Annotated in this window: 13 protein-coding genes; 4 read left to right on the forward strand and 9 right to left on the reverse strand. The window is 46.8% G+C overall.

Annotated elements, in window-relative coordinates; genetic code table 11:
* Positions 1–244: 244 nt before the first annotated feature.
* Positions 245–1,993: a D-lactate dehydrogenase gene (gene dld / locus MARME_RS19950; RefSeq protein ID WP_013663082.1), complete on the forward strand. Its 1,749-nt coding sequence runs from the start codon at positions 245–247 to the stop codon at positions 1,991–1,993.
* 53 nt (positions 1,994–2,046) lie between these two features.
* Here the strand turns inward: dld and MARME_RS19955 are convergent, their stop codons facing one another.
* From MARME_RS19955 to MARME_RS19980, 6 genes are all read right to left on the reverse strand, one after another.
* A complete protein-coding gene (locus tag MARME_RS19955; protein ID WP_223294994.1) occupies positions 2,047–2,949 on the reverse strand; it encodes a substrate-binding domain-containing protein in 903 nt (300 codons plus the stop codon).
* 141 nt (positions 2,950–3,090) lie between these two features.
* A complete protein-coding gene (locus MARME_RS19960; RefSeq protein WP_013663084.1) occupies positions 3,091–3,885 on the reverse strand; it encodes an ATP-binding cassette domain-containing protein in 795 nt (264 codons plus the stop codon).
* Positions 3,885–4,970, reverse strand: a complete 1,086-nt coding sequence (locus MARME_RS19965) for an ABC transporter permease (RefSeq protein WP_013663085.1) — start codon at positions 4,968–4,970, stop codon at positions 3,885–3,887. The genes MARME_RS19960 and MARME_RS19965 overlap by 1 nt, the downstream gene beginning before the upstream one ends.
* 196 nt (positions 4,971–5,166) lie before the next feature.
* A complete protein-coding gene (locus MARME_RS19970) occupies positions 5,167–6,186 on the reverse strand; it encodes a sugar ABC transporter substrate-binding protein (protein WP_013663086.1) in 1,020 nt (339 codons plus the stop codon).
* Between the two features lie 214 nt (positions 6,187–6,400).
* Entirely contained in the window at positions 6,401–8,941 is a 2,541-nt protein-coding gene (locus MARME_RS19975) for a PAS-domain containing protein (protein ID WP_013663087.1), read from the reverse strand.
* Positions 8,941–9,672: a response regulator gene (locus MARME_RS19980; protein ID WP_013663088.1), complete on the reverse strand. Its 732-nt coding sequence runs from the start codon at positions 9,670–9,672 to the stop codon at positions 8,941–8,943. The genes MARME_RS19975 and MARME_RS19980 overlap by 1 nt, the downstream gene beginning before the upstream one ends.
* 84 nt (positions 9,673–9,756) lie before the next feature.
* Here MARME_RS19980 and MARME_RS19985 point away from each other — a divergent pair, with 84 nt between their 5' ends.
* The 3 genes from MARME_RS19985 (at position 9,757) to MARME_RS19995 (ending at position 14,521) form a co-directional block, all read left to right on the forward strand.
* The gene (locus MARME_RS19985; RefSeq protein ID WP_013663089.1) at positions 9,757–10,074 is read left to right on the forward strand and encodes a 2Fe-2S iron-sulfur cluster-binding protein; all 318 of its coding nucleotides are present in this window, start codon (positions 9,757–9,759) and stop codon (positions 10,072–10,074) included.
* Positions 10,075–10,172: 98 nt separating this feature from the next.
* On the forward strand, positions 10,173–12,731 hold the full coding sequence (hrpB, locus tag MARME_RS19990; protein ID WP_013663090.1) for an ATP-dependent helicase HrpB: 2,559 nt from the start codon (positions 10,173–10,175) through the stop codon (positions 12,729–12,731).
* A 236-nt stretch (positions 12,732–12,967) separates the two neighbouring features.
* On the forward strand, positions 12,968–14,521 hold the full coding sequence (locus MARME_RS19995) for a coiled-coil domain-containing protein (RefSeq protein ID WP_013663091.1): 1,554 nt from the start codon (positions 12,968–12,970) through the stop codon (positions 14,519–14,521).
* Here the strand turns inward: MARME_RS19995 and MARME_RS20000 are convergent.
* The 3 genes from MARME_RS20000 to MARME_RS20010 are packed head-to-tail and all read right to left on the reverse strand — an operon-like array spanning position 14,504 to position 16,142.
* Positions 14,504–15,520 (reverse strand): phosphotransferase, encoded by a 1,017-nt coding sequence (locus tag MARME_RS20000; RefSeq protein ID WP_013663092.1) that lies wholly within the window; start codon positions 15,518–15,520, stop codon positions 14,504–14,506. The genes MARME_RS19995 and MARME_RS20000 overlap by 18 nt on opposite strands.
* Positions 15,520–15,804: a TfoX/Sxy family DNA transformation protein gene (locus MARME_RS20005; protein ID WP_013663093.1), complete on the reverse strand. Its 285-nt coding sequence runs from the start codon at positions 15,802–15,804 to the stop codon at positions 15,520–15,522. The genes MARME_RS20000 and MARME_RS20005 overlap by 1 nt, the downstream gene beginning before the upstream one ends.
* Complete coding sequence (locus MARME_RS20010; protein WP_013663094.1) at positions 15,798–16,142, reverse strand: DUF6471 domain-containing protein; 345 nt, start codon at positions 16,140–16,142, stop codon at positions 15,798–15,800. Before MARME_RS20010 ends, MARME_RS20005 begins: the two co-directional genes overlap by 7 nt.
* Between the last annotated feature and the right edge of the window lie 45 nt (positions 16,143–16,187).

Here is a 16,187-nt window from a genome sequence, read left to right on the forward strand (position 1 = left end):
AACATTAAGGTTACGCGAGTTTGCAAGGCGCTTAGGACAAGCGCCGTCTGCACCTCGCGTCTTTTCATGTCTAAAAAGAACAGCCGCCCACAAAGTCATTAGCCCTCCGAATCACCATAAGTATCATTGATACATCGATTAGATTGACTGATATAAAGCCATGTAACCGAGCATTGCCTGTTTTTGCAGCAGGTTTAGTCACGTATACTTAGCACTTCTATTTACCACACGACGAAATACATCTATGACCATCCCAAGTTTCAGCTCAGATTTGGCGAATGAGCTACAAGCCATTGTTGGCGCTCAGCATACACTAACGGACGAAGACAAGAAGCAACCGTTTTGCAAAGGGTTTCGACTAGGGGGAGGTGAAGCGTATGCTGTCGTGCGGCCAAGCAGTCTGGTTGAAATTTGGAAGGTGCTTCAAGCCTGTGTCAAAGCCGATGCGATTGTCATCATGCAAGCCGCCAATACTGGCCTAACAGGCGGCTCGACCCCCAATGGCGACGATTACGATCGTCCAATCGTGGTGGTCAGTACCATGCGTATCGACGACATACATATCATTAACGAAGGCAAACAAATCGTTGGTTTGCCTGGTAGTACCCTGTTTGGACTGGAAGAACGCCTTAAGCCGTTTGGTCGCGAACCGCATTCTGTCATTGGCTCCTCCTGCATCGGTGCGTCCATTGTGGGCGGGATCTGTAACAACTCAGGTGGCGCTCTGGTGCAGCGTGGCCCTGCTTACACAGAACTCACGCTTTACGCCGAAGTAACGCCAGAAGGCGAACTTCGTCTAGTCAACCACTTAGGTATCGACTTAGGTGAAACACCTGAAGAGATTCTGTCTAATCTTCAGAATAAAACGTATCAAGAAGCAGACATCCAGTTCCCTGAAAAGCGCGCTTCAGACAACGAATACCACGAGCGTATTCGCGATGTTGACGCAGAAACACCGTCCCGCTTCAATGCCGACCCTCGCCGCCTACATGAATCCTCTGGGTGTGCGGGCAAACTGGCTGTCTTTGCTGTGCGAATGGACACCTTTCCAATCCCTGAAAAACACCAAGTGTTCTACATTGGCACAAACGATCCAGCGGTCATGGAACAAATTCGTCGCGATATGCTGTCTAAGTTCGACAACTTGCCAGTCTCTGGTGAGTACATGCACAAGACGTGTTACGACATCAGTAAAAAATACGGTAAAGACAGCTACTTGGTCATCGACAAAATGGGCACGAAATACATGCCTAAGATGTTTGCTATGAAACGCACCGTTGACCGTATAGCAAGCAAATTTTCGTTTTTACCAAACAAATTCTCTGATCGCGCTATGCAATTTATTGCAGACTTTTTCCCGAACCACCTACCACAACGCATGGAAGAATTCCGTGAGCGCTTCGAACATCACTGGATTGTGGAAACCGCAAACGCAGGTGTCGATGAAGCGCAAGCTTACCTTGATGAGTTCTTCAAAGACAACGAAGGCGATTACTTTGCTTGTACAGAACGCGAAGCCGATCAAGCGATCCTTCACCGTTTCGTTGCAGGTGGCGCAATTGGCCGTTATCACTTGATGGATGGCAAAGACCTTGGTTCTATCATGACCATTGACGTAGCCTTTCCTCGTAACGAACGCGAGTGGTTTGAAACGTTACCAAAAGAGCTTGAAGACCAAATCGCCGTGAAGATGTACTACGGCCACTTCTTCTGTCACGTTATGCACCAGAACTACATAATGAAAAAAGGCGTCGATGCAAAAGCGGTGAAGAATAAGATTCTCGAATCCTTCGATGCTCGTGGTGCTGAATACCCCGCAGAGCATAACGTTGGCCATGAATACATTGCTAAGCAAGCACTGCGCGACCATTACCAGAAAGTCGACCCAACCAACGCCTTTAACCCTGGTATTGGTGGTACAAGTAAACTAAAGCACTGGAAAGAGTTGTCGAAAGACGATGATTGCTCAGGCGGCGGATGTGGGTGTCATTAAGGGCTATCCAGATACAGGAGCCACCAAAAATAAAGTCGAATTACAGCAACGCCCTAGTTGGGCGTTGCCTCATAAAACTCAGACGGTATCAGTATAAACTTTTGCTCTATTTGTTTACCGTTCAATAGATCTAAGCCAATCTCCACGGCCTTTTCAGCCATTTGAACAGGCTGCTGCGTGGCGGTGCCGATCCATATGTCACTTTTGTCTATGTAGCGCTTGGCAAATTCTGCTCCGTCAACGGAGGCCAATATAAATTCACCACGCTTGGCTTGCTCTGCCGCTTGAATCGCGCCCAGTGCGGTAGGGTCATTAATGGTGAAAACAGCGTCGATATGATCATACGCTTCCATTAAATAGGTCATGGCTTCCATACCACCTTCTAAACTTCCCGTGCCGTTTAATCGATCACTTAGTAACGTGATGTCTGGATAACGACTAATCGCCGATTTACAGCCCGCGACGCGTTCCACAACAGACGACACCGAAACGCCATTAATAATCACGAAGTTGCCTTTGTGGTTGATGCGTTCAGCTAAGTGCTCGCACGCAATACGTCCAGCCTGAACGTTATCAGTGGTAATGGTCGCGTCAGCACCTTCTGCATTTACATCCACAGCAATGACTTTAATACCCGCGCGTCGCGCTTTTGCGACCACAGGGGCAACGCCATATTCATCCGCCGCGGTTAATACGATAAGGTCAACGCCTTCGTCGATGAATTGATTCAGTTGCTCCGTTTGGCGCTCTAAATCGTAAGCATCGGAACGAATGTGCATTTTGACTGGATTAGGAGAGAGTTCTTTTGCCTTGCTCGCCGTCGACTCGACCAATTTAACAAAATATGGGTTGCCTAAATCAGCAACACTGATACCGATCGAACGCAGTACGCCCGCCTCGGTAGAGATTGAAGGTGAAGAAACAAGGAAGAGAGAAAAGGCTACCCCGGTAAGCAAGTACTTACTCTTTATTGTATGACAGCGAGCGGTGTGAAATAAGCGCACCACTCGATGCGCTGTCTTTTTAAGTCTTGCTATTAACCTGTGCATAGCCGCCTTTTCTGCTCGAAGCCACTTCGTGTAAAGAAGTCGCCTACCTTACGCGGCTTCCGTGGATTCGTCCACTTCCATAGCGCCTGTCATGATCGCGACAGCGTCCGACATAGAATGGCTTTGCGGTGTTACCACAGCAGCACGCTTCCCTAAACGGTGTATATGAATGCGATCCGCGACCTCAAACACATGCGGCATATTGTGACTGATCAGAACGATAGGCAGGCCTCGGTCACGCACTTCTTTAATCAAATTCAAAACGCGGCGAGACTCTTTGACACCTAATGCAGCTGTCGGCTCATCCATGATCACAACCTTACTGCCGAACAAAGCAGAGCGAGCAACTGCAACGCCTTGTCGTTGACCACCAGAAAGAGACTCAACCGCTTGGTTGATGTTTTGAATCGTCAGAAGGCCAAGCTCCTGCATTTTGGCACGAGCACGCTCTTCCATCGCTTTCTTATCAAGCATACGAAAGACGGAGCCTAAAATACCGGGCTTACGAAGTTCTCGACCTAAGAACAAGTTGTCTGCGATGTTCAAAGCAGGGGCAACCGCGAGGTTCTGGTACACGGTCTCAATGCCTAATTCGCGCGCCTCCATGGGAGACTGGAACGAAACAGGCTTACCGTCGAGTAATATTTCCCCTTCATCTGGCACTAATGCGCCAGACAAGGCTTTGATCAATGAGGATTTACCAGCACCGTTATCGCCGATAACCGCTAAAATTTCGCCGGGATAAAGTTCAAATTCGGTGTGGTCAATCGCGGTAACGCTACCGTAGCGCTTTACCAAACCTTTTGCTTGTAGAACGGGTGTTTGTGTCATATCAACGCTCATTATGCTGTCCCCTTTCTGATCCACTGATCGGCGCCAACGGCCACAATAATTAGAATACCCACTGTGAACTCCTGCCAAAGTACATCGACTCCGGCAAGTGCCAAACCATTTCGGAAGACACCAACAATAAGCGCGCCAACGAGGGTTCCGAAGATCGAGCCTCGCCCACCAAATAAGCTACAACCGCCAATCACTACCGCCGTTATACTATCAAGGTTAGTGGTATAACCGGCTTGTGGGCTCACTGAACCAATACGACCAATCAATACCCAAGCACCGATGGCACAAATCACACCTGCAAGAATATAAACTGACAACAAGACACGATCCGTACGAATACCCGCCAATTTCGCGGCGGCTGGATCATCTCCCGTGGCGTACACGTGACGACCCCATGCCGTCCAGTTTAGGGCATACCAAATCACGACAAACAGCAACAGCATTAGAATGGAGCCGTAAGTGAGGCGTGCACCAAACACGTTGATCGTTTCACCTAGCCACTGAAGCAAAGGCGCATTGGCGGCAATCTCTTGCGAGCGAATTGTTTGACTCTTTGAGTACCATAGGTTTAACGCAAAGAAGACGTTCCAAGAACCTAAGGTCGCGATAAAAGGCGGTAATTTAAGACGAGTAATTAAGGTACCGTTTATAAACCCCGTTATCGCCCCTGTTGCTATGCCGATAAGCAATGCCAAAGAAGGGTCAATGCCATAATCTATTGCCATTCGCCCCATCACAACAGAGGATAAGACCATGATGGCACCGACAGAGAGGTCGATCCCTGCCGTCAGAATAATCAAGGTCTGCGCAATACCGATCACACCGATAATGGTGACCTGCTGTAGCACAAGCGACAAGTTAAACGGGTGTAAGAAGCGATCACCAACAATCAAGCTGAAACCGAAAATCGCCAGCAAAAGTACGATAAGTGGCGCTGCGACGGGGTATTGGTGAAGGAATTTCTGAAAGCGATGAACCAAGCTTCCTTTTGACTCAAACTTTGCGACGTATGCGCCAGCTTGATCAGCGACTTTATCATGCTCTGCGACTTTGTCGTTTGCACTTTGAGAATTGGTTGAACTCATAATAACGTTAACTCCGGGCGAGAAAAAACGACCGACAGCAAGCGTCTCCGCTGCCAGCCGTACAAAAACGAACGAGTAGAAATATTGAAATAAAAAGGGACAGTTCGGTGCTGTTTTTTAGGTCTATTTAGATAGACTTGGATCAGAACCAAAGCCTACCTAACGATAGAACAACACCTAGCCCCTCTATTTCATGTTAGCCCCAGCACATATTTAGGCCGACTTTAGAATCGACAGACTGCACACCATCTGCTGGAGAATCTGTGATCAAAGTCACACCCGTATCATAGAAATCAAGCCCGTCTGTCGCAGCGGGTTTCGTTCCAGATAGTGCGAAGGTAGCAATGGCTTCAACACCTTCAGCAGCCATTCGTAGAGGGAACTGCATAGATGTTGCTCCGATCACGCCATCACGTACGTTACGTACGCCTGGGCAACCGCCATCGACGGATACGATTAAGACGTCGTCTTCCATACCAAACGATTTAAGCGCTTCATAAGCACCCGCTGCTGCTGGCTCGTTAATGGTATAAACAAGATTCACTTCAGGGTCTTTCTGCATTAGGTTTTCCATCGCACGGCGACCACCTTCTTCAGAACCTTGAGTAACGTCATTGCCTACAATGCGAGGATCGGTTTCGTCACCGATGTCTTGAGGGTCTTTGATGTCGATGCCGAACCCTTTCAAGAAACCTTGGTCACGGGCAACATCAACGGAAATTTCACTGGTATTTAGATCAAGCAGCGCGATTTTTGCGTCTTTGGCTTTGTCGCCCATCTTCGCTTTGGCCCACTGACCAATCATCTCACCTGCTTTAAAGTTGTCAGTAGCGAACGTCATGTCAGCCGCGCTAGCAGGAGAAAGAGGCGTGTCTAAAGCGATAACAAGTAAGCCTGCTTCGCGTGCTCTTTGGATAGTCGGAACAATGCCCGCTGGGTCACTCGGTGTAATCAAAATACCTTTCGCACCAGAAGCAATCAGGTTTTCAATGGCTTGAACCTGAGTCTCATTGTCGCCGTCGTAACGACCAGCAAACGTGCGAAGCTCTACACCCAGTTCCTGTGCTTTTTCTTGCGCACCTTCTTTCATTTTAACAAAAAACGGGTTGGTATTTGTTTTGGTGATAAGGCCAATGATAGGGGTTTCTGCCATAGCCGTCGTAGATAAGGCGCCAGCGGCAACTAGGCATGCAAGCTTGCGGTACATGAATTTCATTGTTTTCGACTCCAATATTATTTTTATGGTCGGTTGTATAACCTAAAAGCCAAACGTGTGTGTTGGCTCCCATATTTACTATGGCTCATAAAAACTAATGGCGAATTTCAAAACGATATTTTTTTTTGAAATATTTGTAACAATTCATTATTCACATTGAAAACAGCGAAGAAAATACCGCTTAATAATCTAACCATACCCACTGACCAGACTACTAACCAGACCCACGAGACTTAAACACGGATTCTAATGTTCGGATTGTGAAGGGTTTTGAGAGCAAGAGATCGTCATCCGTGAGCGTGTATTTTTCCTGTAACTCTTGTTTTGGCAGACCGGACATCAATACCACTGGTATCCCAGAAAGAACGTCGTTCTTTTTAACGTAGTGCGCCAACTCAACGCCGTTTCGAACGCCCGCAAGGTTCACATCACTTAGGATCACATCGGGGTACATGGCTTTTTCAAGGGACTCAAGCACGGTTTCCACACGGTCGAAGCTTTGTACGATGAAACCAAGTTGGCTTAGCTGGGACCGCATAACGTTTCGAACTTCTTCATCGTCTTCCACCAGCCAAATCAGTGCATCATCAGGAACAGGGACCGAGACGGTTTCACTTATGTCGGCAGACGCTGCGAGGCTTGTTTTCGACGAGGCGTGGGCCATTGCCTGTTGTGGCAAAAAGATACACACTTTCGTCCATTTACCTTCTTCAGACGTAACAATAATGTCGCCGCCACTCTGTTTCACAAAACCGTAAATCATACTCAGACCAAGACCACTGCCTTTTCCAACAGGCTTCGTCGTAAAGAAGGGTTCAAAGATACGTGCCAATACCTCTTTCGGTATACCGTCTCCCGTGTCTTCTACTTTGATGCGAATCGCAGGGACGTCGCTGTCTGGTAAGGTGCAAGCCTTCGTCGAGAACGTCAGTGTGCCTCCGCTTGGCATAGCGGCCGCGCTGTTTAACGACAAGTTTAACAATGCGTTTTCCAGTTGAGATGGATCAATCAAGCAGTGAACATCAGGGCAATTTAAACTGGGCTTAACCTGAATATGGCTACCGACACTGTACTCAACCAAGTCGAGCATTCCTTCGATTAAGTCGTCAATGTGCGTACATTCAGGAAAAAGCTGCTGGCGGCGACTGAACGCTAACAAGCGCTGTACCAAGTTACTGCTTTTTTCCGAGACCGCTAAAGCTCGCTCAGTATAACGTCGTTGATCACTGGAGAGAGGCTCACTGTCAGACAAGAGCTGCAAATTACCCATAATCGCCGCTAGTAGATTATTAAAATCATGCGCAACGCCGCCCGTTAATTGCCCTAGCATTTCCATTTTTTGAGCTTGTCGTAGCTGACTCTCTACGCTTTTACGCTCGGTGAGGTCAGTATACAGAGTGACGAAGCCGCCTTCTGGCATTGGCTTTGATCGAAACTCAATGATACGACCATCGTCAAAATGTCGTTCGAAACTTTGAGAGGAGTGATGGCGAGATTCATTGACCTCGTCCATATACACAAGCTCATTTTCAATACTGAGGTTTCGATGCGCACCCATACTGATCAGGCGCTGTACGTCAGCCAACGTCATACCGACATGCAAATCCCCTTTTTGCAGGCTAAACACCGCTTCGTAGCCTTGGTTCCACGCAATTAATTCACCTTTGGCAGAAAACACACTTAAGCCATCGTTCATATTGTCAAAGATGGTTTCGAGTAATCGCTTTTGCTCCGACAACGCTAGTGTCACTTCGATACGGTAAATAGCGTCGCGTCGAAACACTTCAAACGCATCGACTAAGGTGCCAATTTCATCGTCCCGATCCAACTGGATCGTGTTGGAATCCAATGCGCCTTTTGCGAGCGCTTCCATGTCGTGGGTCACCGCTTCTAAATCTTTCGTCATACGTTGGCTGTACCAATACAGCCTGACCAAGCCAATCAAAAGCAAGGCGGAAATACCAAATATCCAGAGCTGTCCGTTAGCCACCACCTCAGCGACCTTCTCTCTTTGTCGGCTAACCCGCTTTTTCAGTATTCCCACAAAGTTACTGACTCGTTCAGATAATAGCTCGGATTTTGCGCGGGTAGAAATCAACAGATAGGTTTTCCGCTCTGTGATTTCGTTCATTCTTTTTTGAGCGGCTAAGAAACGCTCTGTAATGTCTTTACTCGGTTGAACTTGATGCAAAAGATCCAGATCGTCGACGATGTCCTGCGAAACGTGCCCTGGGTTTTCAATCAACTTTAGTAACCAAAACAGCACCTTTGTGCGCTCAACGGATAACTCACCTTCGTTGACTCCGCTGTCTTCTAGAACACGTATACGAAATTGCTGAGCTAAATTATCTTCACGAATGTATAGCTCTTCTCGAACCAGTTTAACCAGCTCTTCCAATGTGGCTTGCAGTTCATCTAACCGTTGATTTACGTCGTCTTTAAATTCTGAGTCGATGAGGGAGCGCGCCACGCCACGCAGCGCTTGTATGCGTGTTTGCAGCTGTTTGGCTTCTGTTTGCAGCTGAAAAGGACGAGCTGAGCTGGCCGTGTAAGGCGCGGTCGCGGCAAGTTGCGCAACGCCTTCGGCTAATGTAAGCGCGGTACTGATCTCTGGCAGTGTTCTCGCTTCAAATTCGGCAAGGCTGGATTCACTGACACGCATGGCTTGCCAGCCAATCGCCACCATAAAACACGCCACTAAGCTTATGGTCAGAATAGCCAATGACGCTTTTTGGCGAATGCTGGTCAGTTTCATCAATTTTTCCTGACGGGACCTTGAAAGAGGTAGCCCAAACCACGTTGGGTTTTCACAAATTCGGGGGTTTTGGGGTTTATTTCGATTTTACGGCGCAGTCTCAGAATAAGCACGTCGACAGTTCGATCCGATACTTCCGTCTCTAACCCTCGACTGTAATCAATGATTTGTTCACGCGTTAAGACTCTATCAGGGTGCGTCGCGAGTACTTCTAACAACGAAAATTCGCCATGCGTTAGGGAAATTTGTTTTCCGTGAATGTCTTTTAGTGTCCGAGCGGTGCGATCCAAAATCCAATGACCGAAACGCAAACACTCGTGCGCTTCTTCCACTTTAATGGGGGTAGCAGGAATGGCACTGGCACGACGCAACAGAGCATAGATTCGAGCCGTCAGTTCGCGAATGTTAAATGGCTTCATCATATAATCATCCGCAGCCAACTCCAGACCAAGAATACGGTCTGTTTCATCCCCTTTGCCCGTTAACATCATAATCGGCATGGCATACTGATCTCGAATCTGTCTTGCGAGTTGTAATCCGTCTTCTTCTTGTAAGAACAAATCCATCAACACCAAATCGATCGTTTGAGTTTGCAACTGCGGCCACATGGCGGCGCCATTTTCAGCAGTGATCACGGCGTAACCTTTTTGCGACAGCACGTCACAAAGTAGCTCTCGTACATCCTGATCATCATCGACCACTAATAACTTTTTTTTGCTTGGTTCTGTCATTAACGTGATTCTTGTTCTATTTTTGGGACAATTAAGTCAGACTAATGGAAACCGTCACTTACAGCCACCATATTGGGTATCCGCATGACTTTGGAAGCAGATTCTATAACGATCCGCCTAGTGGATAACAGCTCAGAAGACCGAGATAGTACAACAATCCTAGTACATGATGGCGAAACACTGCTAGAAGCGATGCTGAGACGAGGCATTGAAATTAAACATGCGTGCCGAAATGCCGCTTGCGGGATCTGCCTCACCCCTCTTTTAGAAGGCGAGATCGACTACCAGGGCCGTATTCCACGTGGGCTATCTAAACAGGAAGAAGAGGATGGCTATATATTACCTTGTATTGCCACCTGCAAACACGCCATCACGCTCGATTCTCATCGCTGGTCTTCATGATTGTTCAAACGTATGAAAGCACAGCGCCCCATTTAAGAACACCGACCTAAAAAACGCTATATCACAAAGACTCTATATAAAAAGACGCTACCTAAAAGATGAAAGAACGCCTTCCGATTCACGATGTCATTCCCGAGTTAAAACAACAGTTGTTAATGCGCCACGAAGCCATTCTACAGGCTGCACCCGGCGCAGGTAAAACCACGGTGGTACCGTTATCCTTATTGGATGAACCATGGAGAGGTGGTCGTTTGATCGTCATGTTGGAGCCGCGCCGTATTGCGGCAAAAACAGCGGCTAAACGACTTGCGGACCAGTTGGGCGAAGCGCTTGGCGAACGCGTCGGATATCAAATACGTCAGGAAGGAAAGAAAAGCGCACGCACGCAGTTGTTAGTGGTCACGGAAGGCATCCTCACTCGCATGTTGCAAGACGATCCATCTCTCAACGAGGTTGCGCTCATTATCTTTGATGAGTTTCATGAACGTAATCTTCAATCCGATCTTGCTTTTGCTCTCGCACAACAAAGCCGACAATTATTTCGTGATGACGACCCACTGAAACTTCTCATTATGTCTGCCACACTCGATACGACGACATTAGAGCGACACTTAGACTGCCAAAGCATCGTAAGTGAAGGCAGACAATTTCCTGTAGAGGTTAAATACGCCAATAAGTCCTTAAAGCACTATGAAATTCCAGGCGTCATAACCAAAACCATATTAAGCGCGCTGCGAGAAGAGTCCGGCTCCATATTGGTCTTTTTACCGGGACAAGGCGAGATTCGAAAGGTTGAAAGCGAGCTATCAGACGCGCGAGCACGAGAAAACGACCTAGATCACGTCGTGGTGTTACCTCTTTACGGCAACCTCTCGGTGGCCGAGCAGGAAAGAGTGATTTCGCCCTCCCCGACAGGGGAGCGTAAAGTGGTATTGGCCACCAGCGTCGCGCAAACCAGTTTGACCATTGAAGGCATCCGCGTCGTAATCGATTCAGGGCTCAGTAGAGAAGCGCGATTAGATGCAAATACTGCGACAACCAGACTTCATACTCGGCGCGTCAGTAAAGCTGAAAGCACGCAAAGATTAGGGCGAGCGGGACGAACGCAGGCTGGAGTATGTTATCGATGGTGGTCAGAGTCCCAACAAGATCAACTGTCAGATCAAGCACAACCTCAAATTGAGCTAGAAGACCTAACCGACCTTGTCCTTGCATTAGCGCATTGGGGCAGCGAAACGCGAGACGAGTTGGATTGGATTACGCCACCGCCGGAAGGTCATTGGAATCAAGCTCAGTCCCTTCTATTTGAGCTTGGGGTATTAACCTCACCTGACTCGCTTACCCTAACGTCAGTCGGTCAGCATATTAGCCAATTAAACGCGCCTGTACGCTTAGCGACCATGCTCATGCAGTTTACTCAGTACAACCGCAAGGACATAACGTATTTGTGTGCTCTGTTATACGAAGGCGACCCTTTCAAATCAAGCGCAGCAAACAACAGCGACATCAAACACAGGCTCATTTGGTTAAACGAACATCCCTCTCAAGCAAAGCGCTACATCAACACTGCAAAAGCTTGGGAAAGCCGACTATCCAAAGTCACACCAATAAAACCTTTATCGCAGATATCCGAGTCGGATGAGCAGTTTAGCTTGATACTTACCTATGGTTTTCCCGACAGAATCGCCAAAAGAGTCCGTCAGCAAGGAGAAGAAACACTCTACAAACTCAGTAACGGCCGCACGGCCCTACTCAGCTCGATCGACCCACTTGCGCAACATGAGTTCATTATCGTGCTGGAACTCGGAGGGGTTGCAGGTCGACAGTCGGATAAAATCTACCTTGCATCGAGGTTGAATATAGAGTTGCTACAATACAGCCGTCCAAGCTTATTTTTTGAACAGAACGTGGCTGAATGGGACAAAAAGACCCAGCGCCTTATCGGTGAAAAACAACGGTGGATTCATAAACTCTGCGTGTCTAAAACACCCAGACGTGATCTCGACCAAAGCATGATAAGCCATGCGTTTTGTCAGTTTGTCAGAGCAGATGGGATAGAGGTGCTCCCTTGGGATGATGCCAGCCGCGCATTACTCGCAAGAATACGTTTTGTTCGAAACACACTGTTTAGCGATGAGGCCAAGCCAACGACGACCGCATTTGATAAAAATATGATTCCTGATGTCTCTGACACCGGACTCTTAAACTCTCTAGAAGAATGGCTATCCCCTTTTCTGAATGGTATTACGACTCAAGCGAAACTTAATAAGCTAAACCTAACTCAAGTACTGCACTCATATTTACCATGGGACGTGCAATCTAAGCTCGAAAGCACTGTCCCTGAGCGTCTACGGGTCGCATCAGGAGCCTCTCACCGAGTTGACTACACATCAGGAGAGCCAGTGCTCAGCGTCAAACTTCAAGAAATGTTTGGAGAAACATCCAGCCCCAAAGTACTCGGAATTCCCGTCAAAATAGAGCTGCTTTCCCCCGCCCAACGCCCCCTTGCGGTGACCATGGATTTGGCGTTTTTTTGGAAGGATGTGTACCCAGAAGTACGCAAAGAAATGAGAGGACGGTACCCAAAACACCCGTGGCCAGAAGATCCTTTAACCGCGGCTGCGACAAGCAAAACCAATAGGTCCCTGCAGCGATAGCACATCAAACAGAAACCGTCGCGCTTTGAAGGAACCTAATGCCTGAGATCTGGCACTAATCATGCTAATAACAAGAACACCTAAAAAGCGAAAAACATGGAAATAATTACAAAAAGTTACACTCATCTCTTGGGTGTAACACAGCTGCCGTTGAACAAATATAAGATGCTTTTATTATTAACAACTTTAAATCGGTAACGAGGTTACCGAATAACCAAGCGGACGCCTAAACTACTATGGACTCTCAGAACCAGCTCTCAAACAAAAAACTTTTTGGCATAGGCGTTAGATTAGTACGCTTCGCTTGGATCGTGGAAATATTGGCCGTATCAATTGGTTTCATGATTTCTATGGTCGTCTCGTTTTCCGCCTATACCGAGCTGAATCGAAATAGAGGTAATGACGCACTTTCAATTGGTGATTACAGCAGCATCGTAGTCGCAGCGCTTCCCTTCGTTCTGGTCGCCGTTGTTGAGGCAGCAAAAATCCCACTCGCCACTGCCATGATGTATGCCAAACACTTTTATTGGCGCATTCTGTTTTTCTTAGGCTTAGCACTGCTCGCAACCATTACCTTCGAAACCATGTTAAACGGCTTTGAGCGTAACTTTTCAAATCTAAATCTGACCATTGACGAGCAAAAAAATGAATCTTTGCTTATTCAAGCAAAAATCGATGACTTAGAAGCTCGAAAAACCGAAATAAATGTTATTGACCCAGACCTTGTCGAAGAAGACTATCGAGGGAAAGTAAACTCAGCGCACAACTACTACCTTGCTCAAGTCAATCAGGAAAAAGAGCGCATCAATGCCCAACTTGATCGTCTCAGTAATGTCGGCACGGCAAGTTACGAACAGGAAATTCAGACCCTGAATGCGAAAGAGCGTGATATTTACGATGCATGGGACAAAGAGCGTGATGATTTACAAAAACGTTTTCGTACCCTATTAAACAGCTATGTAAACAACACCGAAAACGACCGTGCAAAACAAGAAAAAGAGCTTGAAGAGCTGAAAAAAGAAATGGATCGTGAGGTTGCGGATGCAAGCTTCTTTAGTCGATCTCAAGTTGAAAAGAAATACCGTGCGTTAATCAAAGAAAAAGAAGAACGCCTATACCAAGTCACGGATAGAACCACGGGCGATGGCGCCCTAGAAAAGCGTACAAAAACAGAGAAACAGCTTCAGGATCAATTGCAACTGCTGGGGCAAGATTATCAAAAACGCATCGACTTAGTTCGTAACCGAATCACTTACTTAGAAAACCAAATTGAAGAACAGAAACAAAAAAATGGCTCACAAAAAGCGAACCTACTCGCAAGTCTAGAGCAATCAGAAGACCTAGCAGCACGATCACGCAGCGCATCGGTGAATCGTGCCAATAGCGAAAAAAGTGAGCTTCTATCGCAATATGATGTGATCCAAGTCGAAGTAAAAGCCATCGATGCCGAAGTCTATGAATATAAGCAACAGCAAACGTTGATCGCTCATGAAGTGAACCGTTTAGTTAACTCAAACCAAATTTATCGCATGGCAGCCTACATAGAAAACAAAGAGCAAGCGATCGAGGTCTCCAAGTCAACGGTTGGTTTAGTCGCATTAGTTTGGTTCTCATCACTGGCCTTCATCAGCGCAGTGACGGGCGTCTTTTTAGCCATTGCAGGCCTCTACATGCAACGCGTCTACGCCAAATCAGAAGAACAACAATCGCCTCCTCCAACACGTACCGAAGAACCGTCTCCTAAACAAACCGAAGACGACGAAAACGCGCCGTTATCGATCGCCTCTTAAAATACATTCAATGCCTTTGGTCGCCATCTCGCGACTAAAGGCCGTATTTTTAGCATGTTCTGGACTCCAGCCAAGAATAAAGCGATGAAAATCCGCCCACGCAACACAGAACAAAGCATCCCACTCCGTGACCACTTTCTCTGTAAAATCGGGTGATTCGCCTCGAGCCATCAAGCACCTAGAAAGCTCACTAAAGTAGTGTTCTAACAAATACGATAAATTACCTGGCAATGTCGCTTCATTCAGACAACTCCCCAGAAAATAAGCCACATCTTGCACACCAATGCCTCTCCCTACATACTGGAAGTCGACCGCAGAGACCTGCCTTAAGTCCGCTGAAAAACAGAAATTAGCCACTTTTGCATCCCCATGAACTAGCGTTTTATAACTCGCATTTTCGATCGCTAAATCTATCTTTGAGGCATACGCCTTTAAAGGTGACTCGGCCATTGCTTGCCATTCATCGGGACGTGTACTCAAGTACCAATAGGTACCTCGAGGCCATAGATCAAAAGAGGTACCATTCTCCTCCACACCTAAGAATCGAGCATGGAAATTCGCTAACCATTCTAAAACGGCGAAACAGTCGATCACTTCAAGTCTCGATTTTCGAATGGAATAATGAGACGCATCCAAATCTTCCATTAAAATGTAGATCGCCTCTTCGCTACGCCAGACGCTATGACATTGCGCGACACGCTCCGATACAGAACACTGATTAGCCCAGTTTTCATACCAATTCGCTTCTATGTCATAGGATCGTAACTTGCGTTCATGACTATGCTGAGACTGCCAACCTCGCGGATGCTCGTTAACTTTGTCTAACCGAATGGATTTTAAGATTACACTATGAGGATTAGGCTCTTTAATAACACCTGAATCATGGACTTGGTATCGGACAATCTCCCCATACCCACTCCATAAGGTTTGAATCGATTCAACACGATCAACACGTTTTGCCTTTAAAGCTCTCTTTATGTAAATTTCAGGGGAGATCATTATCGCGCAATTCCCATGTCATCAAGACGAAGTAAAATTTCGGTTTTACGCTCCACTTTTATGCGTTGCCAATGCACATTCTCTTGCGCGCCAATCATGGCGTACAACATATTGAGATTCATCTCTAAGCCACTTGCACCAAACTGACGATAGAGATCGAAGACATCCGCTGATTTAAAAGCATCGACTGTTCTTATATTGATCTCATAGAGAGCCTTCTCGCTTTTCACACCCAGATTCATAAGTTGACGAATATGAGTAACCTCGTTGTCATGCTTTAACACTCTATCTCATCTCGTAAGCTTGAATCCCTGACTTTCATTTTTGCTCTTTCATAACACTCGCTGATTTCCGTCAAATTCACTTGCTGGTTACACAATAGTAGAATTTGCATCAGCAACTGACCGTCAACGGTCCCTTGACTAAATTTGGAACGTAAGTTCGTCGTTTTTTGACGAACATTAAACTGCTCCCACAATTGATTAGATAAAGTCTCATGGTCAAGTCCAGCTCGTTTAATGTATGCGGGCAACCAGTTTTTTAAGGTCTCTTTCCATTCCATTTTACTCACGACAAGAAGGCTTTCGATTTCCTGACTGATTGAGGGGTCCTTTTTAGGCATGGCAGTGTTGCTCACTCACTAAATAACATATTAGAAAGCATAGCA

The organism is Marinomonas mediterranea MMB-1 (genome assembly GCF_000192865.1).
GTDB classification, from domain to species: domain Bacteria; phylum Pseudomonadota; class Gammaproteobacteria; order Pseudomonadales; family Marinomonadaceae; genus Marinomonas; species Marinomonas mediterranea.